This is a genomic window from Shinella sp. NM-101 (assembly GCF_021401195.1).
GTDB lineage: Bacteria > Pseudomonadota > Alphaproteobacteria > Rhizobiales > Rhizobiaceae > Shinella.
In genome coordinates this window covers 63,675-89,434 of the sequence record NZ_JACBFT010000004.1, presented here as the reverse complement: position 1 = coordinate 89,434, position 25,760 = coordinate 63,675, and the positions used below count along the sequence as shown (strand labels likewise).

At 65.8% G+C, this 25,760-nt stretch carries 25 protein-coding genes; 2 read left to right on the top strand and 23 right to left on the bottom strand.

Annotation, left to right across the window (positions count from 1 at the left end):
- Positions 1 to 48: 48 nt before the first annotated feature.
- The 5 genes from L0976_RS09825 to L0976_RS09805 form a co-directional block, all read right to left on the bottom strand.
- Positions 49 to 1,077, bottom strand: coding sequence for a sugar ABC transporter substrate-binding protein (locus tag L0976_RS09825; protein WP_203320135.1), 1,029 nt, complete (start codon positions 1,075 to 1,077; stop codon positions 49 to 51).
- 86 nt (positions 1,078 to 1,163) lie between these two features.
- Entirely contained in the window at positions 1,164 to 2,096 is a 933-nt protein-coding gene (locus L0976_RS09820) for an ABC transporter permease (RefSeq protein WP_234187384.1), read from the bottom strand.
- Between the two features lie 189 nt (positions 2,097 to 2,285).
- Positions 2,286 to 3,284, bottom strand: coding sequence for a quinone oxidoreductase (locus tag L0976_RS09815; protein ID WP_234187131.1), 999 nt, complete (start codon positions 3,282 to 3,284; stop codon positions 2,286 to 2,288).
- Positions 3,285 to 3,287: 3 nt separating this feature from the next.
- Positions 3,288 to 3,698 (bottom strand): carboxymuconolactone decarboxylase family protein, encoded by a 411-nt coding sequence (locus tag L0976_RS09810; protein ID WP_203320134.1) that lies wholly within the window; start codon positions 3,696 to 3,698, stop codon positions 3,288 to 3,290.
- A gap of 20 nt (positions 3,699 to 3,718) precedes the next feature.
- A complete protein-coding gene (locus tag L0976_RS09805; RefSeq protein WP_234187130.1) occupies positions 3,719 to 4,573 on the bottom strand; it encodes a branched-chain amino acid aminotransferase in 855 nt (284 codons plus the stop codon).
- Between the two features lie 130 nt (positions 4,574 to 4,703).
- Between L0976_RS09805 and L0976_RS09800 the strand changes: the two genes are divergently transcribed.
- Complete coding sequence (locus L0976_RS09800; protein ID WP_234187129.1) at positions 4,704 to 5,582, top strand: LysR family transcriptional regulator; 879 nt, start codon at positions 4,704 to 4,706, stop codon at positions 5,580 to 5,582.
- Between the two features lie 121 nt (positions 5,583 to 5,703).
- Here the strand turns inward: L0976_RS09800 and L0976_RS09795 are convergent, their stop codons facing one another.
- The 14 genes from L0976_RS09795 to L0976_RS09730 all read right to left on the bottom strand — a co-directional run bounded on the left by L0976_RS09795 (position 5,704) and on the right by L0976_RS09730 (position 20,144).
- Complete coding sequence (locus tag L0976_RS09795) at positions 5,704 to 6,951, bottom strand: LVIVD repeat-containing protein (protein ID WP_234187128.1); 1,248 nt, start codon at positions 6,949 to 6,951, stop codon at positions 5,704 to 5,706.
- A gap of 27 nt (positions 6,952 to 6,978) precedes the next feature.
- Positions 6,979 to 7,698: a FadR/GntR family transcriptional regulator gene (locus L0976_RS09790; RefSeq protein ID WP_234187127.1), complete on the bottom strand. Its 720-nt coding sequence runs from the start codon at positions 7,696 to 7,698 to the stop codon at positions 6,979 to 6,981.
- Between the two features lie 34 nt (positions 7,699 to 7,732).
- Positions 7,733 to 8,887, bottom strand: coding sequence for a mandelate racemase/muconate lactonizing enzyme family protein (locus L0976_RS09785; RefSeq protein WP_234187126.1), 1,155 nt, complete (start codon positions 8,885 to 8,887; stop codon positions 7,733 to 7,735).
- Positions 8,888 to 8,913: 26 nt separating this feature from the next.
- Positions 8,914 to 10,023: an ABC transporter ATP-binding protein gene (locus tag L0976_RS09780; RefSeq protein ID WP_234187125.1), complete on the bottom strand. Its 1,110-nt coding sequence runs from the start codon at positions 10,021 to 10,023 to the stop codon at positions 8,914 to 8,916.
- Complete coding sequence (locus tag L0976_RS09775) at positions 10,020 to 10,865, bottom strand: carbohydrate ABC transporter permease (protein ID WP_234187383.1); 846 nt, start codon at positions 10,863 to 10,865, stop codon at positions 10,020 to 10,022. Before L0976_RS09775 ends, L0976_RS09780 begins: the two co-directional genes overlap by 4 nt.
- A gap of 41 nt (positions 10,866 to 10,906) precedes the next feature.
- Entirely contained in the window at positions 10,907 to 11,794 is an 888-nt protein-coding gene (locus L0976_RS09770) for a carbohydrate ABC transporter permease (RefSeq protein WP_234187124.1), read from the bottom strand.
- A gap of 69 nt (positions 11,795 to 11,863) precedes the next feature.
- The gene (locus L0976_RS09765) at positions 11,864 to 13,108 is read right to left on the bottom strand and encodes an ABC transporter substrate-binding protein (RefSeq protein WP_234187123.1); all 1,245 of its coding nucleotides are present in this window, start codon (positions 13,106 to 13,108) and stop codon (positions 11,864 to 11,866) included.
- Positions 13,109 to 13,383: 275 nt separating this feature from the next.
- Positions 13,384 to 14,190: a pyrroline-5-carboxylate reductase gene (proC, locus tag L0976_RS09760; RefSeq protein ID WP_234187122.1), complete on the bottom strand. Its 807-nt coding sequence runs from the start codon at positions 14,188 to 14,190 to the stop codon at positions 13,384 to 13,386.
- A 63-nt stretch (positions 14,191 to 14,253) separates the two neighbouring features.
- Positions 14,254 to 15,633, bottom strand: coding sequence for a Xaa-Pro peptidase family protein (locus L0976_RS09755; RefSeq protein ID WP_234187121.1), 1,380 nt, complete (start codon positions 15,631 to 15,633; stop codon positions 14,254 to 14,256).
- 123 nt (positions 15,634 to 15,756) lie between these two features.
- A complete protein-coding gene (locus tag L0976_RS09750) occupies positions 15,757 to 16,677 on the bottom strand; it encodes an ABC transporter substrate-binding protein (RefSeq protein WP_234187120.1) in 921 nt (306 codons plus the stop codon).
- 18 nt (positions 16,678 to 16,695) lie between these two features.
- Positions 16,696 to 17,610 carry an ABC transporter substrate-binding protein gene (locus tag L0976_RS09745; protein ID WP_234187119.1) on the bottom strand — a complete coding sequence of 305 codons (915 nt, stop codon included), beginning with the start codon at positions 17,608 to 17,610 and terminating at the stop codon, positions 16,696 to 16,698.
- Between the two features lie 26 nt (positions 17,611 to 17,636).
- On the bottom strand, positions 17,637 to 18,386 hold the full coding sequence (locus L0976_RS09740) for an amino acid ABC transporter ATP-binding protein (RefSeq protein ID WP_203320517.1): 750 nt from the start codon (positions 18,384 to 18,386) through the stop codon (positions 17,637 to 17,639).
- A gap of 8 nt (positions 18,387 to 18,394) precedes the next feature.
- Positions 18,395 to 19,237 (bottom strand): amino acid ABC transporter permease, encoded by an 843-nt coding sequence (locus L0976_RS09735; RefSeq protein ID WP_234187118.1) that lies wholly within the window; start codon positions 19,235 to 19,237, stop codon positions 18,395 to 18,397.
- A 49-nt stretch (positions 19,238 to 19,286) separates the two neighbouring features.
- The gene (locus tag L0976_RS09730) at positions 19,287 to 20,144 is read right to left on the bottom strand and encodes an ABC transporter substrate-binding protein (protein ID WP_234187117.1); all 858 of its coding nucleotides are present in this window, start codon (positions 20,142 to 20,144) and stop codon (positions 19,287 to 19,289) included.
- Positions 20,145 to 20,230: 86 nt separating this feature from the next.
- Between L0976_RS09730 and L0976_RS09725 the strand changes: the two genes are divergently transcribed.
- Positions 20,231 to 20,980 (top strand): GntR family transcriptional regulator, encoded by a 750-nt coding sequence (locus L0976_RS09725; protein ID WP_234187116.1) that lies wholly within the window; start codon positions 20,231 to 20,233, stop codon positions 20,978 to 20,980.
- A 253-nt stretch (positions 20,981 to 21,233) separates the two neighbouring features.
- Here the strand turns inward: L0976_RS09725 and L0976_RS09720 are convergent, their stop codons facing one another.
- From L0976_RS09720 to L0976_RS09705, 4 genes are all read right to left on the bottom strand, one after another.
- Positions 21,234 to 22,109, bottom strand: a complete 876-nt coding sequence (locus L0976_RS09720) for an N-acyl homoserine lactonase family protein (RefSeq protein ID WP_234187115.1) — start codon at positions 22,107 to 22,109, stop codon at positions 21,234 to 21,236.
- Positions 22,081 to 22,569, bottom strand: coding sequence for a hypothetical protein (locus tag L0976_RS09715; RefSeq protein WP_234187114.1), 489 nt, complete (start codon positions 22,567 to 22,569; stop codon positions 22,081 to 22,083). The genes L0976_RS09720 and L0976_RS09715 overlap by 29 nt, the downstream gene beginning before the upstream one ends.
- Positions 22,566 to 24,197: a GMC family oxidoreductase gene (locus L0976_RS09710; RefSeq protein ID WP_234187113.1), complete on the bottom strand. Its 1,632-nt coding sequence runs from the start codon at positions 24,195 to 24,197 to the stop codon at positions 22,566 to 22,568. The genes L0976_RS09715 and L0976_RS09710 overlap by 4 nt, the downstream gene beginning before the upstream one ends.
- A gap of 77 nt (positions 24,198 to 24,274) precedes the next feature.
- Positions 24,275 to 25,753, bottom strand: a complete 1,479-nt coding sequence (locus L0976_RS09705; RefSeq protein ID WP_234187112.1) for an NAD-dependent succinate-semialdehyde dehydrogenase — start codon at positions 25,751 to 25,753, stop codon at positions 24,275 to 24,277.
- Between the last annotated feature and the right edge of the window lie 7 nt (positions 25,754 to 25,760).

Here is a 25,760-nt window from a genome sequence, read left to right as displayed (position 1 = left end):
CCGTATGCTGGGGGAGGCTGGCCGGCGGCCGGCCTCCCCGCGTCTGCGTCATTTCTTGGCGGCGGCCTCGATCTCGGCCTGGCTCCAGCAGGTGCCGGGCGCGACGTCCTTCTTGGTGCGGGCGATCTCGTGCGTATAGAGGTAGTTCTTGCTCTCGCCCGGCTTGATGCCGCTCTGGAGCAGGATCTTGATCGCCGCCACGACGTCCTGCGACTGGCGCGGCAACTCGCTGGTCACGATGGCGCCGAAGGTGCCGTCCTCCAGCAGCTTGCAGTCGATGGCCTCGCCCGATCCCGTCGTGGCGAGGAAGATCTTGTCCTTGAGGCCGGCGTCGCGGATCGCCGATGCGGTGCCCTGCGCCGTCGCATCCCAGAAGTCGACGATGCCGCAGACGTCGGGATGCTGCTGGAGGATGGTGGCGGCCGCGTTGCGCGCCGTCGTCGCGTCCCAGTTGGAATCGGCGGTGCCCGCCACCGTCCAGCCCGGATTGCGCTCGAGGACAGCCTGCACGCCGGCCCACTGGTCGAGGCTGGAGGCGTTCACCTGGTCGCCCTGGATGACCGCGATCTTCTTGGAGGAGCCCTCGCCGCAATGGTCGATGACGGCCTGGGTCTCCAGTTCGCCGAGACGCTTCCAGTCCGAGCCGGCGAAGACGTCGGAGGCGTAGTTCGAGGGGTTGTCGAGCTGGATGACGAAGATGCCCGCCTCCTGCGCGCGCTTGAAGAGGCGCGAATAGGAGTTGAGGTCCGGCGTCTGGACGATCAGCACGTCCGGCTTCTCGGCGGACGAGATGAGGTCGGTGATCGCCTGCGCGCCCGCATCGACGCTCCAGTTGGGATCGCGCGTTTCCCAGATGCCGCCGAACTGCTTGACCTCCTCGCCGATGAAGTGGTTCCAGCCCTGCGCCAGGTCGAAGCCCATGGTCATCGGCACCATCACGACGCGCTTGCCTTCCAGCGCGGAGCGATAGGCCTCGGGGCCGGGATTGGTCTCCTGCGCCTGCGCGCCGATGACCGCACCCGCAAGGCAGGCGCCCGCAAGGATCGCATGCCGCAGTGTCTTCGTCAGTTTGCTCATGTCATTGCCTCCGCTGAAGATGCGCCCCTCTCCGGGCCGCGATTGTTGCCGTTCGCTTACCGCCGGCGGGCCGAATGCCCCGCCGCCTAGATGTCGCCCTGCTGACTGGTCTGCTCGTCGCGGGGATTGAGTTGCCCGTCGAGGATGATCGCCCCGAGGAGGATCAGCGCCTTGATGAGATTCTGGTGGATGTTGGGCAGGTTGAGGATGGTCATGCCGTTGAGCAGGATGCCGATCAGCAGCGCGCCCACCACCACGTTGCGCATGCCGCCCTTGCCGCCCGAAAGGCCGATGCCGCCGATCACCACGACCAGCACGACATCGTAGAGAAGCGCCGAATTGACGAGGCGCGTGTTCATGCTCTGCAGGCTGACGGCGCTCGCCACGCCCGCAAGCCAGGCAAGCAGGGCGCTCGCCATGAAGGAGGCGACTATCAGCGGGCGGACGGGAATGCCCATGGTGCGCGCCGCCTGGAAATTGTCGCCCATCAGGTAGAGGAAGCGGCCCGGCCGCGACCAGCGCAGCAGCACCAGCGCCACCGCCACCACGGCGAGGAAGACGACCACGTCGACCGGCAGGCCGAGGATGCGCGCCTTGCCCAGCCACAGCAGCGTGCCGGCCGTCTCGGGAATGTAGATCACGTCCTGGGTGAGGATGCGCGAGCGCACGAAGCCGAAGACGAAGGCGCTGGACGCGAGCGTCGCGAACAGGGCCGAGACGCCGGCATAGGCCACCATGAAACCGTTCATGAAGCCGAGCGCCAGCGTGATGGCGGCCACAATGGCGCTGGCGGACCAGAGCGACCATCCCGCCTGGAGAAGCTGGAGCTGGATGGCGACCGTGACGACCATGATCGACACCATGGACAGGTCGATGCCCCGTCCGATGACCACGATGCCCATGCCGGCGGCGAGGATCCCCAGGACGGAAACGCTCCGCACGATGTTGAGGAGGTTGGCCGGGGCGGTAAAGCCGTCGAGCGCGAGGGCGAAGCCGGCGAACAGCGCCACCGCCATCATCAGCACGATGGTTTCCTGCGTGAATATCCTGAACAGGGGGCGGCTCTCTGGCACCTGGCGACTTTCGGCTAGATCATGCGGAGCGGGCGCGCCCGCGGATAGATTGATACGTCCGGGCGCAAATGCCCACAATGTCTATGGATTTCCTTTTATATGCCGAACAGGGCAGGCTTTTCCCGAAACGCCGCCTCATGCGGAAAATCCATCCATCGTCAGGATCGTCGATCCGGTGGTCGCCCGGCCTTCCAGCGCGCGGTGCGCCTGCGCCGCCTCGCGCAGCGGCAGGCGCGCCGCCGGGGCGGCCCTGAGGCGGCCGTCGGCAAGGCGTGCGAACAGGGCCTCGCTGCGCGCGCGGCGCTCCTGCGGCGTGGCCAGGTAATCGAAGACGACGGGCCGGATGGCGGACCTGGAACCGGCAGCAAGGTCCGCGATGCGGAAGCCCTCGATCGGCCCGGATGCCTGGCCGAAGCTGACGAAGCGCCCGTGCGGGCGCAGGCAGGCGAGCGAGCCGCGCCAGGTGTCCTTGCCGACAGCGTCGAAAACCGTGTCGCACAGCGCCCCGTCCGTCAGCTCGGCGACGCGCGCGGCGAAATCCTCGCGGCGGTATTCGATCACCGCGTCGTAGCCGTGCACGCGGGCGAGCGCCGCCTTCTCCGGCGAGCCGGCCGTGCCGATGGCGCGCGCGCCGAGCGAGGCGATCCACTGCCCGAGCAGCAGCCCGACCCCGCCGGCGGCGGCGTGGACAAGAACCGTCTGCCCCGCCTCCACGGGCGCGGCGGTCGAAACAAGCGCCTGCGCCGTCAGTCCCTTCAGCAGGACCGAGGCGGCCAGCGCGGCGTCGATCCCGTCCGGCAGGAGGAACAGCCTGTCGGCGGGCATCACCCGCATTTCCCGATAGGCGCCGGTGCGCTCCAGATAGGCGACGCGCTGGCCGGCGGAAAACGCCGTGACGCCGGCACCGACGGCCACCACCGTGCCCGCCGCCTCCGCGCCCGGCACCAGCACGCCCTCCGGCCAGGGATAGAGCCCGGAGCGGTAATAGGTGTCGATGAAGTTGAGCCCGGCCGCCTCCTGGCGGATCAGCACTTCACCGGGGCCCGGCATCTCGACGGCGAGCTCCGTCCATTCCAGGACCTCCGGCCCGCCGGGCCTGTGCGCGACGACCGCGCCCGCCATGTTCGCGGCCATGTCTCAGCTCTCGACCAGGAACTGCGGGTCGATCGGCAGTTGCAGCGCGTTGAGCAGGGCATTGGTCTGCGAGGCCATGCCGATCACCGCGAGCAGCTCGCCGTGCTGGTCCTCGGTCATGCCCTTCGCCTTGGCGGCCGCAGTGTGGGAATGGACGCAATAGCTGCAGCCATTGGCGACCGACACGGCGATATAGAGCATTTCCTTGACCAGCGGATCGAGCGCGCCGGGCTTGACCATGATGTCCTTCAGGCCCGCCCAGATGCGCTCCAGCGTATCCGGCTGGTTGGCGAGCGCGCGCCAGACATTGTTGACGAAATCGGACTTGCGGGTGGCGCGGATGTCGTCGAACACCGCCTTGACGCGCGGGTTCGCTTCGACTTCGGCATCGCTCCACAGGCGAACGGTACTCATGGCAGGTCTCCTTCCGGGCGTCAGCTATGCGCCCAATCCCAGTAAAGCTGGCGCGCTCTCTTCGCGAACGGGCCATGGTCGAAAGCGCGGTCGTCGAAGCCGAGGACCGGCATGACCTTGGAAATGTTGCCGGTGCTGAAGATCTCGTCGGCAGCGCGGAAGTCGCCGACCGTCAGCGTCTTCTCGTGCACCGCGATCCCGTCCGCGCGCAGGAGGCCGATCACCCGCTGGCGGGTGATGCCGTCGAGGAACGTGCCGTTCGGCACGGGCGTGAAGACCGCCCCGTCCTTCGCCATGAACACGTTCGAGGTGGCAAGCTCCGCCACATTGCCCAGCGTGTCGCAGACCAGCGCATTGCCGAATCCCTTCGCGCGGGCCTCGGCCAGCATGCGTGCGTTGTTGGGATAGAGGCAGGCGGCCTTGGCATTGACCGGCATGGTCTCCAGCGTCGGCCGGCGGAACCGCGTCGTGGTGATGGTGAAGCCGCCGGGCACGGCCATCGGCCGCTTCTCCAGGCACAGGGCGAATGCCGTCGATGCCGGATCGGGTGCGACGACGCTCGCATCGCTCTCCTCGGCCCAGTACATCGGGCGGATATAGATCGCGGCATCGGGCGCGAAATGCGTCAGCCCCTCGTGCACGCGGTCGATGATCTGCGCGGCCGTCAGGGTCGGCTGAAGGCCGAGCGCCCGTGCCGATTCGTTCACTCGCTCCGCATGCAGGTCGAGATCGGGCACGACGCCCTCGAAGCGGCGCGCGCCGTCGAACACCAGCGATCCGAGCCATGTCGCGTGCGAGCCCGCACCGAGAATGCGGACATCGCCCGCGTGCCAGCGGTTGTCGTACCACGTCCATACGGAAGGAGCTTCAGCCATCGCATACCTCGTCATTTCAAAAGCGCCATTACCTAGACACAGCTTGCCTCATGCGTCCAATGCAAATATCCCTTGGCGATACATGCAGGATCGGCATGAATCGGAGGGACCCGCGTTGGACGAGAGGCTGTTGAAAAGTTTCGTGACGACCGCCCAGCTCTGCAGCGTCACCTCGGCCGCCGAGCGGCTCAACCTTACCCAGCCGGCCCTGTCGCGGCAGATCCAGCGGCTCGAGCAGGAACTCGGGCTGCCGCTCTTCCAGCGCAGCGGCCGCAACCTGCGCCTGTCGGTGCATGGCGACCGGCTGCTGGTCGATGCGCAGGCCGTCCTCGCCGCGAGCAAGCGCCTCCACGATGCGGTCGCCGAGATGCGCGAGGGCGAGTGCGGCCTGCTGCGCGTCGGCGCCTGTTCCCAGGTCATCGAGCGCCACATGAGCGAGGTGCTGCCCGCCTGGAAGCGGGACAATCCCAACATCGACATCCGCCTGGAGGAAGGCGGCGGGGCGGAGCTTGCGCGCCGCCTCGACGACAACGAACTGCATCTGGCGATCAACGCCCGCCATTTCGCGCGGCCCGACCGCTTCAGCCGCATCGACATCGGCGCCATGCGCGTGCGCGCCTTCTGCATCCCCTCGGTCTTCACCGCCGAACCGGGGGCCGTCACGCTGGCGCAGTTGTGCCGCCAACCGCTGCTCCTGCTCAATCGCTGGCATTTCACGCGCGAATTGCTCGAAACCGCCTGCCAGGCCGAAGGCTGCCTCGCGCAGCCGACCCTCGAATCCGGTTCGCCGCACACGCTGCTCGCCATCGCCAGGAGCAGCGGCGGCGTCGCCGTGGTGCCGCATCTGGGCACCGGTCCGGTGGAGGGCCTTCTCGCGCACGACATCCTGCACCGCGGCAGGCCGCTCGATTTCGAAATATCGGCCATCTGGCCCTCGGCCATGCCGCTGCCCGGCTACGGCCGCCGCTTCATCGCCTACCTGCGCGAATGCCTCCTGCCCGCATCCTGAGCGTCGCGCGATACGCCTGCGAGACGCACCTGCGATAGCCGACCGTCATGTCTCTGCAGATACATCCGCCCGGCAGAGGGCTCCGGGCCGTCCGGTCCGCCGTCACCGGAGGGGGCGGTTTCTAGCCTTGCCACTCGACGATCGACAGGCCCGCATTCATATCGGAAACGTAAAGCAGGCCGTTGGCGTCGGCAAAGACGTCGTTGGTGTGCAGGACGGGCGGAATGCCCGGCCGGTGATCGAGGATCCGCCGCGGGGCGGCCGGCACGAAGGCGCCGATCTCCACCGGGCGATAGGGATCGCGGATATCATAGGCACGCACGCCGGCATTGTTGTAGGTCGCGAAGATCGTCTCGGACGAAACGAAGCTTCCGGGCCTGTTCTCATGCAGGTTGTGCGGCCCGAAATGTCCGCCCTTGGCGATATAGTCCGCCTCCTGCGGCGCCGGCATGGTGGAGATGGAGACGGGATTTGCCGGCTCACGGATATCGAACATCCAGATGCGTTTCTCACCGTCGGCGCAGTTCGTCAGCACCGCCTCGTCAAGCACCACCAGCAGATCGCGGTCGACCAGCGGCAGCGCATTGTGCGTGCCGCCGCCATAAGGCGGGCTCCAGTTGCGATGGGAAATCAGCCGGGGAGCGCCCTTGTCGGCGATGTCGAGGAGCGTGACGCCCCCGTCGCGCCAGGTGACATAGGCCGTGTCCCCCGCCACGAGGCCGTGGTGGCAGGAATAGCGGAATTTCCTGTCGTCCCAGGCAGGCCGCTCGCCGGCGGCGGTGTTCATGCCCGGCAGCCAGTATTTCCCGGCGATCACCGGGCGCGTGGGATCGGACATGTCCACGATCAGGAAGATGAAGTCGGAGAACCCGTCCAGCATCGCGGACATGTAGGCCCAGCGTCCCCCCACATACCAGATGCGGTGGACACCGACGCCATCGACCGGCATGAAGCCGATTTCGCGCGGATTGGCGGGATCCTTGATGTCGTAGACGCGCATGCCGGCGCTGTAGCCCGTCTCGGCCGCGCTCAGCTTGTCGCGCATCGAGCCCGTGTAGTATTTCCGCTCGTCCATCAGGACGGCATCGCGATAGAGGTCCTTGGCGTTGACCACCAGCAGCAGGTCGTCATGCGCCTGGAGATGCAGCGTCCAGGTGTTCGGCGGACTGGGAATGTAGGTGACCGGGCGGGGGCGGCGCGGGTCGCGCACGTCGATCACCGAAAAGCCCTGCGAGAACATGTGCCCGACGATCGCATGGCCCTTGTTGATCATGATCTGCACGCCGTCCGAACGGCCGTCCATCTCGGTAAAGCCGATCAGCCGCATGTTGCGGGCATATTCGGGCTCCGGAAGCATGTCGCTGCCCATTCGTTCCTCCATTGGTTCAATGCCGTGTCAGGATGTTCCGGCAGGCGACGCATCGCCCATCGACACCAGATAGTGGTCCTCGACCCGGCCGATATGCCGGTCCATCAGCTCGACGGCGAGGTCGACGTCCCGGGCCTCGATGGCCGCCGTGATCGCCATGTGCTGGGCGAGCGATGCGTCACCGCGCTTCGGATCGCGGAAGAAATCCTCCCGCCGGTTCCGCGACATGAGGTAGAAGGGCGTCACGACCCGGGTGAAGATGTCGTTCTGCGCGGCGCGGAAGACCGCCATATGGAACTCGAAATCGCGTTCGGCGATGCTTCCGCCCGCCTCGATCGTTTCCCGCGTGTCGCGCAGGTTCTGCCGCAGGGTCTCGATGTCGGCCTCGGTGCGCCGCTTGCATGCAAGCGCGATGGCCTGCACCTCCAGGATCTTGCGCACCTCCATGCAATCCATGATGGTCCGGCGGTCGAAGGGAATGTTGACCTTGGAATAGAGAACCAGCGCCTCCAGGCTGACCTGGTCCATTCCGTCGGTCAGGTAGATGCCGGAATTGCGCTTGCGCTCGATGTAACGGCTGGCCTCGAGAAAGGTCAGCGCCTCGCGGATCACCCCGCGCCCGACCGAGAAACGCTCGGTCAGGTCGCGTTCGGAAGGCAGTCTTTCGCCCGGCTCGTAGCCGCGCTTCTGGATGAACGCCATCAGGTCGTTCACGGTCCGCATCACCTGGTTTTCCGCTTCCTGCATTCCCGGCTCCCTCAAATCCGGCCGCAGCCGGGGATTATCGCACCATCCGCGCCGGACCAGGCGCATAAGCCGGCCCTTCGATGAAGGGATGGGCGCGGATGAAGTCTTCGTCCACCTCGACACCGATGCCCGGCCTGTCCAGCGGCGAAACGGTGCCATCCTTTGCCACCACATACGGCGTGGAGACAAGCTGGTCGCGGAACGGATTGGGCGTCGAGATGTCGCCCTCGAACCAGCCCGCGTTCTCGACGGCGGCCAGGACGTGGATGGTGACCGCCATGTTGATCCCGGTCGTCGCGGTGTGCGGGCACAGCGGCAACTTCCAGGCCGAGCCCAGCGCGGCGATGCGGAGCACCTCGGTGATGCCGCCCGCCTTGGACAGGTCCGGCTGCAGGATGCGGACATGCGCGTCCTCGATCAGCCGGTGGAACTCGAAGCGGGTATAGTGGTTTTCGCCCGCCGCCAGCGGGATCCGGCTGCGGTCGGCCTGCGCGTAGGAGCGATGGTCGTGCGGCGCGAAGGGCTCTTCCAGCCATTCGACGTCCAGGGCCTCGAAAGCCGGCAGGACCGCCAATGCGTCTGCCAGCGAATAGGCCGTGTTGGCATCGACCATGATGACGAGATCGTCGCCGAAGGCCTTGCGCACCGCCTCCACCCGCTGGATGTCGCGGCGGGGCGCGTCCCCGCCGCGCAGCTTGACGGCCTTGTAGCCGAGCGCCAGCGCCTCGCCGACCTCCTCGCAGAGCGCGTCCGGCTCGCTCCAGCCGAGCGACACCCCGCCCGCATAGGCCGGGATGCCGCGCCTTGAACCGCCGAGCAGCTTGTAGAGCGGCCAGCCGACGGCCTTGCCCCGGATATCCCACAAGGCCTGGTCGATGCCGCTCATGGCGATCGAGGTGCCGGCGCCCATTCCGTGGCTGCGCAGTTGCATCTCGTAGATCCTGGCCCAGACGCCCGTGACGTCGCTGGCGTCCATTCCGATCACGAAATAGCGCAGCAGGTTGTTGACGATATCGGCCACCGAGCTCGCCGCGCGGCCATGATGGGATTCGCCGTATCCGACGATGCCGCTCTCCGTCTCGACGCGAACGACGACGGTGTCGCGGCGCAGCACCTTGCCGATGCCGAAGGTGATGCCGTCCTCGACCGGCACGGAGAGGGCCCAGGCTTTGACGTCGACGATTTTCATGCTGTCCTCACTGTTTGGAATGGGGTTCAAAGGCGCGCGCCGCTCGCGCCATCGAAAAGCGAGATGCGCGACGACGACAGGCCGAGGGTCAGGGTTCCGCTCCGCGCGATCCGGCGGTCGGTGTTGATACGGGCGGAAAGCATCGTGGCGCCGATGGATGCCCAGACGAGCACGTCCGCCCCCATCGGCTCGACCAGCTCGATCCGGGCCTCCTGCCGGAAGGGATCGCCGGCCGCATCCCCGGCCAGCCGGACGTGCTCGGGCCGGACGCCGAGCGACACGGCCTGCCCCGCTTCGACCGGGCCCAGAAAGCGATAATCGGAAAGCGGAAGGCTCAGCGAGGCGCTCTCGAAGACCATCCCGCCGTCCCGCTCGGCGAGGCGGCCTTCGACGAAGTTCATGCCGGGCGAGCCGAGGAAGCCGGCGACGAAGCGGTTGGCCGGGGTGGCGTAGACCACCTCGGGGGAATCCAGTTGCTGGATGATGCCGTCCTTCATCACCGCCACGCGGTCGGCAAGCGTCAAGGCCTCGATCTGGTCGTGGGTGACGTAGATCATCGTGGTGCCGAGATCGCGGTGGAGGCGCTTGATCTCGACCCGCAGTTCGGCCCGCAGCTTCGCATCGAGGTTCGAGAGCGGCTCGTCGAACAGGAAGACATCCACATTGCGCACCAGCGCCCGGCCGATCGCCACGCGCTGGCGCTGCCCGCCCGACAGGTCCGACGGGCGGCGGTCGAAATAGGGCTCGATCTGGAGGATGCGCGCGGCCTCGCGGACCCGCCGGTCGATCTCGTCGCGGGCGACGCCCTGCATCCTCAGGCCGAACGACATGTTGCCGTAGACGGTCATGCGCGGATAGAGCGCGTAGGACTGGAACACCATGCCGATATGGCGCTCCTTCGGCTCCTTCCAGGTGACGTTGTCCCCGCCGATCCAGATCTGGCCGCCGGAGATCTCGCCGAGGCCGGCAATGGCATTGAGCAGGGTGGATTTTCCGCAGCCCGAAGGGCCGAGCAGCACGAGGAATTCCCCCTTGCCCACATTCAGATTGAGGTGATGCAGCACGGTCAGCGAGCCGTAGGCGATATGCAGGTCGCGGATTTCGATGCTGTTGCGGGTCGCGTGCGGGTTGTTCATCCCTTGACGGCTCCTGCCATGATGCCGCGGACGAACCAGCGCCCGGACAGGAAGTAGAGGACCAGCGGCACCAGGCCCGTGAGGATGGTGGCCGCCATGTTGACGTTGTATTCGCGCTCGCCGAACTGCGAGTTCACCACGTTGTTGAGCAGCACGGTGATCGGCATGTTGTCGGCGCCGGCGAAGATCAGGCCGAGGATGAAGTCGTTCCAGGTGCCGGTTATCTGGATGATGAAGGCCACGACGGTGATCGGCACCGACATCGGGGCGAAGACGTGGATCAGCAATTGCCAGAACCCGGCCCCGTCGACCCTGGCCGCCTTGTAGAGGTCCATCGGGACGCTGCCGTAGAAATTGCGGAACAGCAGCGTCATCAGCGGCAGGCTGAAGCAGATATGCAGCAGGATGACGCCCGGCAACGTGCCGAAGACGCCCGCCGCGGAGGCGATCCGCACCAGCGGGTATATGAACACCTGCAGCGGAATGAACGCGCCGGCCATCAGCACGGCGAAGACGAGATTGGCGCCCGGAAACCGCCAGAACGACAAGGCATAGCCGTTGATGGCGCCAAGGAACACCGAGCAGGTGACGGCCGGAAGCGTGATCAGGACCGAGTTCACGAACCCCGCGCCGACGCCCTCGCAGGTGAGGCCGGTGCAGGCGCCGGACCACGCCTTGATCCAGGGGGCGATGGTCGGGGCGGCGGGCAGCGCGAAGATGTTGCCCTGGCGGATCTCCGCCATGTCCTTCAGCGACGTGACGACCATCACGTATAGCGGCATGATGAAGAAGAGCGCCGACAGGACGAGGAAGACATAGATCGCGATGCGGCTTGCGCCCATGCGCTGCGGCCGGCGGCCGGCGGGGCCTTCGAGATGCGCGCTCACCGGGCCCCTCCCTTCGCCTTGCGGAAATATTCGAGATGCAGCCACGGCACCAGCACGGCAAGGACCGCGAGCAGCATCAGCGTGGCGGCCGCCGTGGCGAGCCCGATATTGCCGCGCTCGAACAGGTGATCCATGACGAATTTCGCGGGCATTTCCGTGCCGATGCCCGGCCCGCCCTGCGTCATCGAGACGATCAGGTCGTAAGCCTTGACCACCGCGATCGCCAGAAGGACGACGGAGGTGACGATCATGGGGCGCAGCTCCGGCAGGATGATGCTGACATAGGCGCGCCAGATCGGGATTCCGTCGACGCGCGCCGCCTTGAGGATTTCGCCGTCCACGCTGCGCAGGCCCGCCAGCAGCATGACCATGACAAGCCCGGCGCCCTGCCAGACGGCCGCGATGACCAGTGCGGCGATGGCCGTGCCGGGTGACGAGAGGATGCCGATATGGCTTTCGAGGCCGATCCCTCGCAACGCCGCCTCGATGCCGAGTTGCGGATCGAAGATCCACTGCCAGACCGCGCCGGTCACGATGAAGGACAGGGCGTAGGGGAACAGGTAGATGGTGCGCAGGGTATTTTCGAAGCGGACCTTCTGGTCGATCGCCACGGCGGTCAGGAAGCCCAGCACCAGGCACCCGAGAATGTAGCACGCGCCATAGATCAGGATGTTGTGGACGGAGACGGTCCAGCGTTCCGTCGCCAGCAGGCGCTCGTATTGCGTTGCGCCTGCCCATCTGGCGACCGGCAGCACCTTCGACGTCGTGAACGAGATGGCCACCGTCCAGGCCATGCAGCCCAGATAGATGATCACCACGAAGAGCGTGGTCGGCAGCATCGCCACGAATGACGGCAGATGCCTGGAAATTCTCTTGGACTGCATCCTCGGTCTTCCCGGACAGTGAGCAGGAGGGACGGGCGGCGCTACCCGCCGCCCGTCGACACGTTCGCGTCAGTCGACGCTCGCCAGCACCTTGCCGAGCGCGTCCGAGAATTCGCCCGGCGTCATTGCGGGCGTGTTCCAGTAGGTGGTGATCACGTCGCGGACCGCCCCCAACCCGTCATTCGTCATCAGGAACTGGGGGTTCGGAACCTGCCGTGCGGGGTCCTTCAGCACCTCGGCCGCATGCCGGGCGCAGACATCCATGCTCGACACGTCCACATCCTGGCGGATGGGGTTCGAGCCCTTCTTGATGTTGAAGGCGATCTGGGTTTCCGGCGCGAACAGCACATGGGCGAGGAGATCCTGCGCCTGCGTGCGCTGGGCATCTTTCAGCTTCGGCATGACGAAGACGTCACCCGACATGATCGAGACTTCCTGGCCCGGGAACAGCGTGCAGCCATATTCCTTGCCGGGGGTCAGCCCCGCAGCCGCGAACTCGCCCTTGGCCCAGTCGCCCATGATCTGGAAGCCCGCCTTGTTGGTGATGACGAGGTTGGTCGCATCGTTCCACTTGCGGCTGGCCGCGCCGGAATCGGCGTATTGGCGCAGCTTGCCGAGAACCGCGAAGGCCTCCTGAACCTTGGCGTCCTTCAGCGCCTCGCCATCGCGATCCTTCAGAACGCGCAGGTAGAGCTCGGGGCCGGCGACGCTGACCAGGACCTTCTGGAACACGAAGCGCTCGGCCCAGGAGCCGCCGCCGAGTGCCATGGGGATATAGCCGGCAGCCTTGATCTTGTCGGCAGCGGCGAAGAAATCGTCCCAGTTCTGCGGCGGCTCGCCGACTCCCGACTTTTCGAAGACCTCCCTGGAATACCAGATCCAGTTTTCCGTCTGGAGGTTGATCGGAACGGCCATGATCTTGTCGTCGCGGGTGACCGCGTCCAGGAACACCTTCGGAATGACCGCCGCCCATCCTTCCGACTTGGCGACCGTGTCGACGTCGCGCAGCAGCCCCGCCTCGATCAGCTCCTCGAACGGCTTGCCGGTGTTGAAATGGGATGCCGATGGCGGATCGCCGCCGATGATGCGGTTCATCGCGGCGGCGAGCAGGGCGTCGTTGCCGGCGATCGCGCGGTCGATCCAGACGCCGCCGGCCGCCGTGAACTTGTCGGCGAACACCTTGGCGGCCGCCGATTCGCCGCCCGATGTCCAAGGGTGCATCACCTCCGCCGTAAGGTCGTCAGCCAATACGGGCGTGGCGAGGGCGCACAACACCAGCGCGGCCCAAACAGGACTTCTCTGCCTGAAATTCATCGATTCCTCCTCCCATCGCCGGCTCTCTCCCCGACGCTTGCGAGCACACCATAGGGATGGTCGATCATTATTGCAAGCAATTTTGGTAGTACCAATTTATCGCCACTCGACGGACGGTTAAGTCCGATATGGACCGGCCTGGATGCACGGGGTGAAGGTGCCGTCCCTTGATCGGCCATCGGGTCTGCCCATGTGCGGCAGCAAGGCCGCGCCCGCATGGACGATCGAGCAGCACCTCGGATGCAGCCGCTGCATAAGCCGGTGCCTCTCCCGGCCTATCCGGCAGGCGGCGGCGCGCCCAGGTCCCGGGAGCGCCGTTCGGCCGCGGCGACCGCGCGCCGCAGGAGCGGGGCCAGCCCATCCTGCGGGTCCATCAACACGGACAAGGCGGCCGCCGTCGTTCCATTCGGGCTCGTCACCTGGTCGCGCAGCACAGCCGGATCGACCTCCGGCGCAAGGGCGAGCTTGGCCGCCCCGAAGATCGTCTGCTTGGCAAGCATCATGGCGAGCTTTGGCGGCAGGCCGACGCAGACGCCTGCCGCGCTGAAGGCTTCCATCAGGTGGAAGACATAGGCGGGACCGGAGCCGGAGATGGCCGTCACCGCATCCATCAGCGTTTCTTCATCGACAAAGGCGACACGGCCGGCAGCGGAGAGCAGGGTGCGCGCGCACTCCTGGTCCAGAGGACGTGCATTCGCGCTGGCGCAGCAAACGATCATGCCCTCGCCGATGGCGGCGGGCATGTTCGGCATGCAGCGGATTATCGCCGGCCCGTCGCCGACTTGCGCGCGGATCGCATCGATGGTGATGCCCGCCGCCACGCAAACCACCAGCCCGCCGTCCTTGAGAGCGGGACGGCTGGCGGCCGCCGCTTGCGCGACCGCTTGAGGCTTGGTCGCGATCACCACGACATCGGCGCAAAATCCATCGGGAAGATCGCCAAGTGACGCGAATGCCTCCGCGCCCGTCGCGGCCGCCCTGTCCCGCAACGGCGCGTTCAACTCGATGACCGCGAACCGATGCCCGTTCAGGGTTGTCCAGGTGCGCAACAGGGCAAAGCCCATGTTGCCCGCGCCGATCAAGAGGATCTGCATGGTCTTTCCTCCGCGGAATTCGAACCGTCAGCAGCCAGACGAACGCTCCGCCTAGACGGCGACCCGGTGCACGTCGAGCGCCGTATGGCAGGTCAGGCGTTCGTAGCCGTCGTCCGTCACCAGATAGCAATCGCCGATGTTCGAACCCGCCTTCAGCGGGTCGAGCCACTGGGCGTGCAGGACAAAGACCATGCCCTCCTCCGCCCGGTCGCAATTGTGCGACGACACGTTGAAGACCGGCATTTTCGGCATGCCGACGGCATGGCCGAGATTGGGGTTGTGCGGTCCCTTGAGCGGCGGATAGACGTGAGACAGCCGCCGTCCCTGGGCTTGCCAGTCGATATCCTCCACGTCGGCGCTGGGAATGCGGCGCGGGGTCCCGTCGTCCTGCGCCGCCCAGTTGAATGGCATGGTGCGCGTGCGATCGTCCTTGAGATAGCCGCGCTCGGTATAGGCGGTGAAGGCAGCGGCATGCAGATCGCTCATGGCGACGCCCGGCCGGATCAGCCGTTCGGCGCGGCGGACCGCATCCGTCGTCATTTCCAGGACGGCCTCCTGCTCCCGCGTCAGGTCGCCGACCGCGATCATCCGGGCGCTCTGGGCGAAATAGCCCTGGTAGGTGACGTTGGAGACGTAGATGTTGATCAGGTCGCCCGGCCGGACGACATGGCCGTAGGGCTTGCCGCAGTGGGTGCCGTAGCGGTTGACGCCGATCTGGTATCCGTCGCCGGTCTCGCCGCCGCGGGCGAGCTGGGCAAAGGTGAAGGCCGCGTAGATCTCCCGGTCGGCAACGCCCGGCCGCGTGACGTGATAGGCGGCCTGCAGCCCGATGTCGATCAACTGCGCGGCGGCGCGCAGCCGTGCCTGCTCGGCCCTGGAGCGCCGCCGTTGCAGGTTGTCGACGATGGCATTGGCATCGGCGAAGGCGCAATCCGGCAGGAGCTTGCCGAGGGCGGCAAAATAGTCGCGCGAGGTCTTGTCGCCAACAAGGCCGATTCTGCCCCTGCCGAGACCGAACCGGCGCAGGATGCCGGCGCAGCCTTCGGCCGCCTTGACGATCGGCGAGCCAGGCCGATCGAGCGCTTCGCGCCCCCAGGGACCGACCTGCCATATGTCCTCGACCAGAAGCGGCTCGCCCGCCGGCGGCAGCAGGACGGAATCGCTGAAGAACGACAGAAGCTGGAGGCCCTTGTCCGCATCGGTCGGCACGATCAGCATGCCCTCGCGCATCCAGTCGCAGACATAGCGCAGATAGGAATTCGACGTGTGGTACCAGCCGATCTGGTCGCAGTGCAGGACGATCGCGTCCAGTTCCTCGACGGCGGCCTGGCGGCGGATGCGTCGCAGCCGTTCGGCGAACTCCGCCTCCGGCAACGGCGGTGGCGGCTCGAAGACGAAATCCGGCTCGAAGCCTTCGAGCAGTCTTTCCATGCTTGCTTGCATCTTCACGCGATCAGGCTTCATCGGCGCTCACTCCAGAAGTCCAGCCGGAGTACCGGCAACGAATGTCTTTGCCCGTGGCGGCGCAGGGCGCCACCACGGCGGTCGGTCCGGTCAATCCCGCGAAACGTCCGGCGGTCCTATCCCGCCGGCGGGATAGGACACGACGTCGTCGAACGGGAACGGCCGTTCGATCAGGCCGAAATCCGCGATGATGCGTTGATAGTTGTCGAAAGGATCACGCGGGATCGTGGTATCCTGGCGCCAGACCCCGTCGGCCCGAAGCCGGGCGATGGAACGGGCGAGCAGCGCCACCGGCTTGCCAGGGAAATAGGAGGCAATCGCCTCGGCGACCTCCTCGTCCGTGTGGGCATGGATCCAGCCAAGGGCCTCGCCGATCGAGCGCACGAACAGCGACGCCATGCCGTCCTCGCGCTGCAGCACGCGTGGCGCGGTATAATAGACGCTCCACGGTACGGGGCCGCAGATCCGGCCGAGCGTCGTGACGACGTGATAGCCCTCGTCCTCCAGTTCCTCGGCGGTCAGCGGATCGGCCAGGAAGAACGCTCCGAGACCGGCGCGCCAGAGACGGATATTGGTGAGGGCGTCGAGGTCGCGCAGGAACTGCACCTTCGACGGGTCGGCGCCGGCCTGCTTCATGACGCCTTCGAGGAGCATCCACTGGCTGGTGGAGCTCATCGAGAGAAGCATCTTCTGGCCGTAAAGGCTCTCCCACCCGAAATTCTCGATCGGACGGCGCGCCATGATCGCCTGCGGGTTGCGATGGCAGACGAGCGCGCAGATCGGCAGCTCGGCAAGCCGCCCGCGATAGGCGAGCGGGATCCAGATCCCGCCCATGGCGAAATCGGCCTTGTCGTCGAGGAGATTGCTGGAAAGCCACGAGCTGCCCGGCCCGGCGGGAATGGACGCATCGACCCGCAGGCCGTTCGCGGCATAGATGCCGAGCGTGTCGGCCAGGTAACAGGGCGCATAGTTGGTGTGGAGTGCGGATGAAGTCACGCGGACGTCGATCATGTATTGGGGCTCCAAAGATCAGGATGCGGTGGCCAGAGGCTGCGCGGACGCGGCCCGGTCGTCGACGATGGTGCCGTGCGGCATGGGCGCCGGGATGAGGCCGTAGGACGCGATCATCTTCTGGTAGCGCTGAAGGGGTTCGGCCGGCACATGCATGTCCCTGTTCCAGGTTCCCTTCGCCCGCATGCGCGCCAGCGCGCGCTCCACGACCGGCAGGCCCCATGCGGGAAAATCCTTTCCGATCAACCGGGCGATTTCACTCGCCGGCACGGTCTCCATCCAGCCGACGGCGCGCGACAGGGCCCCGACGAAGCGCGAAAGCGGCTCGGCCTTTTCCTCGATGGCGATGCGCGGGGCATAGTAGACGCTCCAGGGAACCGCACCCGTATCGGCAAGGTCGAGCGCGGCATGGTGGCCCTCGCCAATCAGCGTCTCCGCGAGCGGCGGCGAGGTGAGGAACCCGTCCGCATAGCCGCCGCGCCACAGGCGCAGCATCGTGCGGACTTCCAGGTCCCGGATCCACAGAACCTTCTTCCAGTCGGCCCCCTGCTCCTCGAAGAGACCGCGCACATACATCCACTGGCTGGTCGCTGCCGCCGGCAGCATGATGCGGCGCCCCTCAAGCTCCCGCAGCGAGAAATTTTCGGACGGCGTGCGGGTGAACAGGACCTGCGCGTTGCGATGACACAGCGCTGCGAAGAGCCGCAGGTCTTCCAGGTGGTCGCGGTACATCATCGGGATCCATACGCCGCCGCGCGCGATGTCGGCCTCGTCCCGCGCCAGCACTTCGGCGAGCCAGGAGCCGCCGGGGCCGGATTCATAGCTGAGGTCGATATCGAGCCCGGCATCGGTGAAATAGCCGAGATGGTCGGCCACATGATGGGGCGCATAGGTCAGGGAATGCTCGGCGATGAGGCGCAAGCGATCGTTCATGTCGTCACCTGTATTTTTTCGATTTTTCAGAGGATCTTCGAGAAGAAATTCCTGGTCCGGGCGTTCTTCGGCGAGACCATGATCTCGCCGGGCGGTCCCATTTCGACGATGCGCCCGGCATCCATGAAGACGATGCGGTCGCTCACCTCGCGGGCGAAACCCATTTCGTGGGTGACCACCAGCATGGTCATGCCCTCGCGCGCCAGCTGGCGGATGACGGACAGCACCTCGCCGACCGATTCCGGGTCCAGTGCGGACGTCGGTTCATCGAAGAGCATGACCTTCGGACGCATGGCGAGCGCCCGGGCGATGGCCACGCGCTGCTGCTGGCCGCCGGAAAGATGCTCGGGATAGGCATTGGCGCATTCGGCAAGCCCCACCTTGGAAAGGAGTTCGCGCCCATGTGCGATGGCTGCGTCCTTGCGCTCTCCCCGCACCAGCACCGGCGCCTCGATGATGTTCCCCATCGCGGTCATGTGCGAGAACAGGTTGAAGCGCTGGAACACCATGCCGATCTCCATGCGCTGGCGGTCGATCTGCTCGTCGGGGAGCGGGCGGCGGCGCGCGCCTTCCTCGTAGCCTATGGCCTCCCCGTTCACGACGATGCTGCCGATGTCGAACGTTTCGAGCAGGTTGATGCAGCGCAGGAGCGTGCTCTTGCCGGAACCGGAAGGACCGAGGATCGACACGACCTCGCCGGAGGCGACATCGAGATCGACGTCGTGCAGCACGCGGACAGAGCCGAAAGCCTTGCTCAAACCTGCGATCTTGATCATGGGGCCGGTCATACGAGCTGCTCCGAACCGGAGGAAACCTGCGGCCTGCCGACCTCTTCGCGCGGGTCGGAGGGCCGGTGGGACGCCCACTTTTCAAGGAAGTGCTGGAGAAGCGAGGCGAGTGCGGTCAGCGCGAGATACCAGATGGCCGCCACGATCAGCAGTTCCATGATGAGATAGTTGGCGGTGTAGATGAACTGCGCCTGGGTCAGCAGGTCGTGCACGCCGATGACGGAGACGAGCGACGTCGCCTTGAGCATGCCGATGAGTTGGTTGCCGGTTGCCGGAATGACCATGCGCAGGGCCTGCGGCAGGACGATCCGGCGGAAGGTGCGAGCGCGGCTGAGGCCGAGCGCCCGCGCCGCCTCGACCTGCCCCCGGTCGATGGCGAGAATGCCGCCGCGAACGATCTCCGCCATATAGGCGCCTTCGTTCAGGCTGAGCGCGATCAGTGCGGCGGTGAAGCTGCCCATCACCTGGTTGGTGGAGACCGAATAGTCGCCGAACCCGATGCGCGGCATGAAAAGCGCCAGGTTGAACCAGAAAATGATCTGCACGAGCAGCGGAATGCCCCGGAACAGCCAGATATATCCGGCAGCGACCACCTGCGGCATAAGCAGCGAGGAGACGCGCATCATGGCGAAGACCACGCCGATGGCGATGCCGATCGCCATCGACAGGATTGTCAGCACCAGCGTGACGCGGGCGCCGGCGATGATCTGGGGTGCCAGGATATATTTCGGAATCTCGTTCCACGAGAAGCTTGCCGTCGCGAAAATGTAAAGGACGGCAGCCACCCCCGCCACGCAGAGCGCGACGGAGAGGCGGCTTTTCTGGCTGGCGCTCAACATGGGCGGCCTCCCTTTCGAAAACCTGGCATTGTCCGTCACCCTCTGCCGCCTACTTCTTGCCGAGCTGGAAATTGTTGATCTCGGCCTTTTTCAGCGCCATGTCCGCAGTGCCCCACTTGGCGAAGATCTTCGTGTAGGTGCCGTCCGCGATCATGTCGTCGATTGCCGCCGCGACGGCATCGCGCAGCGCCGCCTTCTCCTTGGCGAGGCCGATCCCGAGCGGCTTTCCGGCGAAGTCCTTGGTGAAGACCGCCTCGATGCCCTTGGAGGCGAATGTGCCGTTGCCGGAAAGATAGCCGCTGACGATGTAGCCGTCGATCGTCGCATCGGCCCGCTTCGTCTCCACCTGGAGGAAGGCGTCGGACTTGGCAGGGAAGGTGCTGATCGTGATCGGCTTGTCGCAGCCGGCCGAGACCTCCTGGAGGATCGCGAACTGTGCCGAGCCGATGACAGCCGAGGCCGTCTTGCCGCAAAGATCCTGCGGAGACTTGATGGCGAGCGGATTGCCGGCCTGGACGAGGATGGCATTGGAATCCACTGCATAATCGACGAGGTCGATCACCTTGGTCCGCTCCTCGGTGGTCGTCATGCCGACCATCACCATGTCATAACGGCCGGCGCGGATCGCGGGAACGATGCCTGCGAAAGCAAGCGAGACGAAACGAATCTCGACGCCGAGGCGCTCGGAGATGCCCTTGGCGATATCGGGGTCGATCCCTTCGTAGACGGTCTGGTCCGTGCCCGGGTGATAGTTCCACGGCGGCCCGAAGGAGGGATCGGTGACCACCTCGATATATCCCTTTTCCTTGATGTCCGCGGGAACCAGGCTCGAAAGGTCCCTGGCGCCGGCCGGGCCGGAAAGGGCGAGCGCAGTGACGGAAACAGCGAGAAGCAGATTGCGATGCATGACGTTCCCTTTTTCGTTGTGTAATTGGACAGAAATTTCAGTAGTCATATCTAGGCACAATCGCGATTTGCCGTCAAGCAACTGTTTTGGCGCGTCGATGCGGGGCGCTGCATTTTTCTCGTGCGAGCGGGCGCGAAACTCTGGAAAACCAGGTTGTTTTGCGCTATGCGACTACCATGACCATAGAAATTTCACGCATGCCCGCCGAGAGCCCCGGCCTGTCCGACCTCGCCTACGAGCGTCTCAGGGATCGGATCGTGCGGGTGGAGATCCCGCCGGGAGCGCCGTTGGCCGAGGATCGGCTCAGCGAGGAGTTCGGTGTCGGCCTCACACCGATCCGCAATGCCGTTCGCCGGCTTTCCTATGAGCACCTTGTATCGATCTACCCCCGGCGCGGAACCTTCGCCGCGGACATCAATATCGGGGACGAGCGCTGGCTGACCGAGGTGCGCCTCGAAATCGAGGGGCTCAGCGCGCAACTGGCCGCCGAGCGCGCCACCGAAGCCGAGCGCAACAAGCTCCTGCATCTTGCGGAAGAGATCAAGACGACGACCGACAATGCCGGCGTCACGGATCTGGACGCCGCTTTCCATCGGCAGATTTTCCTGGCCGCGCGCAATCCCTTCCTGGAATCCTCGGCCAACCTCTACTTCAATCTTTCCCTGCGCATCTGGTATTTCTGCAACCAGAGCTTCACCATCTCCGACACGCGCGGCGCCGATCAATACGCCGTCGCATCCGCAATCGCACGACGCGATGCCCAGGGCGCCCGCAAGGCGGCGTGCGAGCATCTGCTCAACGCGTCACGAACGCTACGAGGTCTGTTGGGAGCGTAGGGCCGCCGCGACCGCGACGCCCCTCCTCCCGCCTGATAATTTGGGGAATTGCTTCGGCGCCGAGAGCGCCGGAACCGCCGACCTGTCCTGCCGGATCGACGACGCGGATCGAACCTGCGCGGATGATGCTTGCGGCAACACAGGCAAGGCGGCAGCGCAGCGGGCGGAGGGGCATCCCTCCCTCCCGGCTGACTGCCGCCAAGCTTCACGGATCCGCACGCCTGCGCGACTTCCCGCCCTTGCGAGGCATATTTCAGACGCGCGATGCGTCTCCATTGGCAAGCGCGACCTCGACCAGATAGTGGCCACGCTTTGTTGTCCGTGACGGATAGAGCTCGGCCATCTTCTGGTCGTGCGGGATAAGGACACGGCGTATGTCGTTGCCGACGGTCTTCATGATCTCGTCGGTCACCAGCAGCAGCTTGGTGTTGCTGCCGTAGGACAATCCGTTGGCCACGTAGAAGGGATCGTCCGGCGTGCCGCCGTGAATGTTGTCGTGCCGGTAGATGAGGTCGCCCGTATAGATGTAGCAATCCTCGCTGACGGCCTTTCCGTCATTGCGCACGACGACATATTGCGAGTGGGCCGTATGCGTATCAGGCGCGACGCGCAGGTCGATGCCCGGCAGGATGTCGTCGGCGTCGCCGTCGATGCCGAGCAGGCGGCCTTCCCGCGCGAGCTGCACGGCCTCCATCATGTCGTTCGGATCGGTCGCGCCCATCAGCCAGCGGAACTTGCGGTCCATGGCCATGATCTTGACCCAGGCCGCCAGTTCCTCCGACTGGATCATGAACGTCGCGTTCGGGAACAGCGACAGGCCACCCATGTGGTCGAAATGCGCATGGGTCAGGATGACGTAGTCGATCTCCTCCGGCGTGACGCCGATTTCGCCGAGCACGTCTTTCGGATGCGCCCATTTCTGCACGTTGAACTTTTCGACGAAGGCCTTGCCGTGCGATTCCGCGTTCAGGCCGCAATCGAGCAGGATCGTCTTGCCGTGCCCCTTCAGCAGCGTGTAGGCGTAGGGCAGCACCTGCGTGCCGGCATTGTGGCGGCCGAAGATGAGCGAGCTCGTCGCCGCATCCGGCACCTCCGCGAAATTAAGAATCCAGATTGAATATTCGGCCATGTCGTCCTCCGCTGTTAGCCGGCTTGATGTGCAGGGCACAGCAAGATTGTTGAAAATCGACGGTCTCGAAGCCGGGCATCGCACGCGATGCCGCTTCCATGTCGCGCCAGGCCGAGCGCAGGGACGGCAGCGGATCTCCCGCCGCAACCAGTCCCGCCAACCGGCCGTCGATATGGTCCAGCGATGCCGTGAGCTTGCCGAGGGCATCGGTGAGGTGATGATGGAAATGCGCCGCGACCGCCGGCGGCCGGAGCCGCCGATACGCGGCCTGCGCGCTCTCCAGCCTCGCCCTTGCGGCAACGCGGCTTTCGACATCCAGAACATGCCGCGACTTGAGCATTTCCAGCGACATCAGTAGCCCTGCGAGCCGCGTCGCGACCTCGTGCAGGGCGTCGAACACCCGCTGCGCCTCGGTGACATAAAGGCGCGTTGCCTCGCCGTGCCGGTCGGCGGCCGTCATGGCGATGCCTGCCGGCCGAGGATCATGTCGGCCGCCTTCTCGGCGATCATCAGCGTCGAGGCATTGGTGTTGGCCGAGGGCATGGATGGCATGATCGAGGCGTCGCAGACACGCAGGTTCTCGATGCCGTGGAACCTCAGTTCATGATCGACCACGCTGTCCGGCCGATCCCTGGGCCCCATGCGGGCGGTGCCGATCATGTGGTAGACGGTCGTTCCCTTCTCGCGGGCAAAGGCGAGAAGTTCATCATCGCCTTCCAGCTCCGGCTTCGGGGACGTCTCGGCCTCGACATACCTTGCCAGCGGCGGCGCGCGGAACAGCTTTCGCGCGATGCGCATGCCGCCGAGAAGCGCCTTCTGGTCGCGCTCGTCCGTCAGGTAGTTCGGCTGGATCGACGGCGCCTGGAAGACATCGCTGCTCTTGACCCGGACATGGCCGAGGCTTTCCGGCCGCTCCTGCCAGACGCCGAGCGTCAGGCCCGGATGCTTGTCGAGAAGGCCGACAACACCCTCCCGGAAGCTGGCCGGCGCGCAGGCGAATTCGAGGTCCGGCCGGTCGAGCGACGGGTCGGAACGGGTGAAGATGTGGACGAGCGACGGGCTGATGGCGAGCGGGCTCGGCAGCCCGACCAGCCAGCGGGCGACCTGCACGGCAAGCGCCGGCCCCTGGACCTTGGCATTGATCGTCGGCGCCCCGTGAATTCTCGACACCATGCGCACCGCGTAGTGATCGCGCAGATTGGCGCCGACGCCCTGGATGTCGCGCAACACCTCGATGCCGGCCGCCCTCAGCACGTCGGCCGGCCCGAGCCCGGAAAGCTGCAGCAGCTTCGGCGTGTTGAGCGCCCCGGCCGTCAGCAGCACCTCGCGGCGGGCGCGGACCGTCCGCGACGTGCCGCCCGGTCCACCCTGGATATAGCGCACCCCGCGCGCAACGCCGTTCTCGATGACGATCGACGTGCACTGCGCATGGGTACGGATCGAAACGTTCGGGCGGCGCTTCGCCTTGGACAGGAAAGCCCTGGCGGCACTGACGCGCTTGCCGCGATGGATCGTGCGCTGGAAGAAGCCGACGCCTTCCTGCGTCGCGCCGTTGTGGTCGGGATTGCGGGGAATGCCGATCGCCACCGCGGCAGCGACCAGCGCGTCGCTGACCGGGTTGTGCCAGTCAAGATCCGAGATCGGCAGTTCGCCTTCCGTGCCGCGATATTTCGGATCCGGGTTTCCGAGCCGCCGCTCGGAGCGCCGGAAATAGGGCAGGACATCCTGGTAGCTCCAGCCCGGATTGCCGGCCGCGGCCCAGTTGTCGTAGTCGACCGACTGGCCGCGCACGTAGTTCAGCCCGTTGATCGAACTCGACCCGCCGAGGACGCGGCCCTGCGGCAGCGAGAACGAGCGGTTGTTGACGCCCGGACCGGGCTCCGACTGGAAATTCCAGGTCAGCGTCCTGGAATAGATGTTCTTGATGTAGCCGGCCGGGATGTGGATCAGCGGATTGGTGTCCCGCGGCCCGGCCTCCAGGGTGCAGACGGAATGACCGGCGGCGCTCAGGCGCTCGGTCAGGACGCAGCCCGAGGTTCCTGCCCCCACGATGATGTAATCGAAGACGTCTTCGCTGTCAGTAGCCATGATTTTCCTCCCCGCAGCTTCCGGTGAAGCCGCGACCTTCTTTCAAAAATGATCCGGCGTGACGCGGCGCCGGGCGATCAGGAAATTCCCCCGAGGCAGACGTATTTCAGCGACAGGAAATCGTCGAGACCGTATTTCGAACCCTCGCGGCCGAAGCCCGATTGCTTGACGCCGCCGAAGGGGGCGACCTCGGTCGAGATCAGGCCCGTATTGACGCCGACCATGCCGTATTCAAGCGCCTCGGCCACTTTCCAGACCTGTTTCAGGTCATTGGCGTAGAAATAGGAGGCGAGCCCGAACTCGGTGTCGTTGGCAAGCGCGATCACCTCCTCCACGTCGTCGAAGCGGAAGACCGGCGCAAGCGGTGCGAAGGTCTCCTCGCGCGCGACCTTCATCCCTGACGTCACGCCGGTGACGATCGTCGGCGCAACGAAGGTCCTGCCGAGGGGATGGGGCTGGCCGCCTGTGACGATGCTGGCGCCCTTGGCCACCGCGTCGTCGATATGGTCCTTCAGCTTCACCATGGCCGCCTCGTTGATCAGCGGGCCGAGCTCGGTCGTCTCTTCGAAGCCGTCGCCGACCTTCATCGCCGACACGGCCTTGCCGAAGCGGCGGACGAATTCGTCGTGGATGCCCGACTGGACATAGAGGCGGTTGGCGCAGACGCAGGTCTGTCCGTTGTTGCGGAACTTCGACTGGAGCGCACCCTCGACCGCCGCATCGACATCGGCGTCGTCGAACACGATGAAGGGCGCATTGCCGCCGAGTTCGAGGCTGAGCTTGAGGATTTTCTGCGCGCCCTGCGCCATCAGGATGCGGCCGACTTCCGTCGAACCGGTGAAGGTCAGCTTCTTGATGATCGGGTTGGTGCAGACCTCGGTGCCGAACTCGCGCGAACGTTTGGTCGGCAGCACGCTGAGCAGGCCCTTCGGCAGCCCTGCCCGCTCGGCGAGCGTTGCAAGGGCGAGCGCCGAAAGCGGCGTTTCCGCGGCCGGCTTGAACACCATCGAGCATCCGGCGGCAAGCGCCGGCGCGAACTTGCGCGCCACCATGGCCGAGGGAAAATTCCACGGCGTGATCGCCGCGACGACGCCGACCGGCTGCTTCAGCACGATGATGCGCTTGTCGCGATGATGGCCGGGGATGGTGTCGCCATAGATGCGCTTGGCCTCTTCGCCGAACCATTCGATATAGCCCGCGCCATAGGCCACCTCGCCCATGGCCTCGGCAAAAGGCTTGCCCATTTCGGCGGTCAGGATGGTGGCGAGGTCCTTCTGGTTCGCCATCACGAGATCGTACCAGCGGCGCAGGATTACGGCGCGCTCCTTGCCGGTCGCCAGCGCCCAGGATTTCTGGGCCCTGTCCGCAGCCGTGATCGCGGCACGGATTTCCTCAAGGCCCATGTCCGGCACCTGCGCCAGGACCTCGCCGGTCGAGGGGTTCCTGACGTCGATCGTCTCGCCGCTGGCCGACGTCACCCAGTCGCCGGCAAGCAGGGCCTGCTCGCGGACAAGCGTCGGGTCGGAGAGGCGGGAGAGAAGGGATTGCGCTATCATGTCTGCA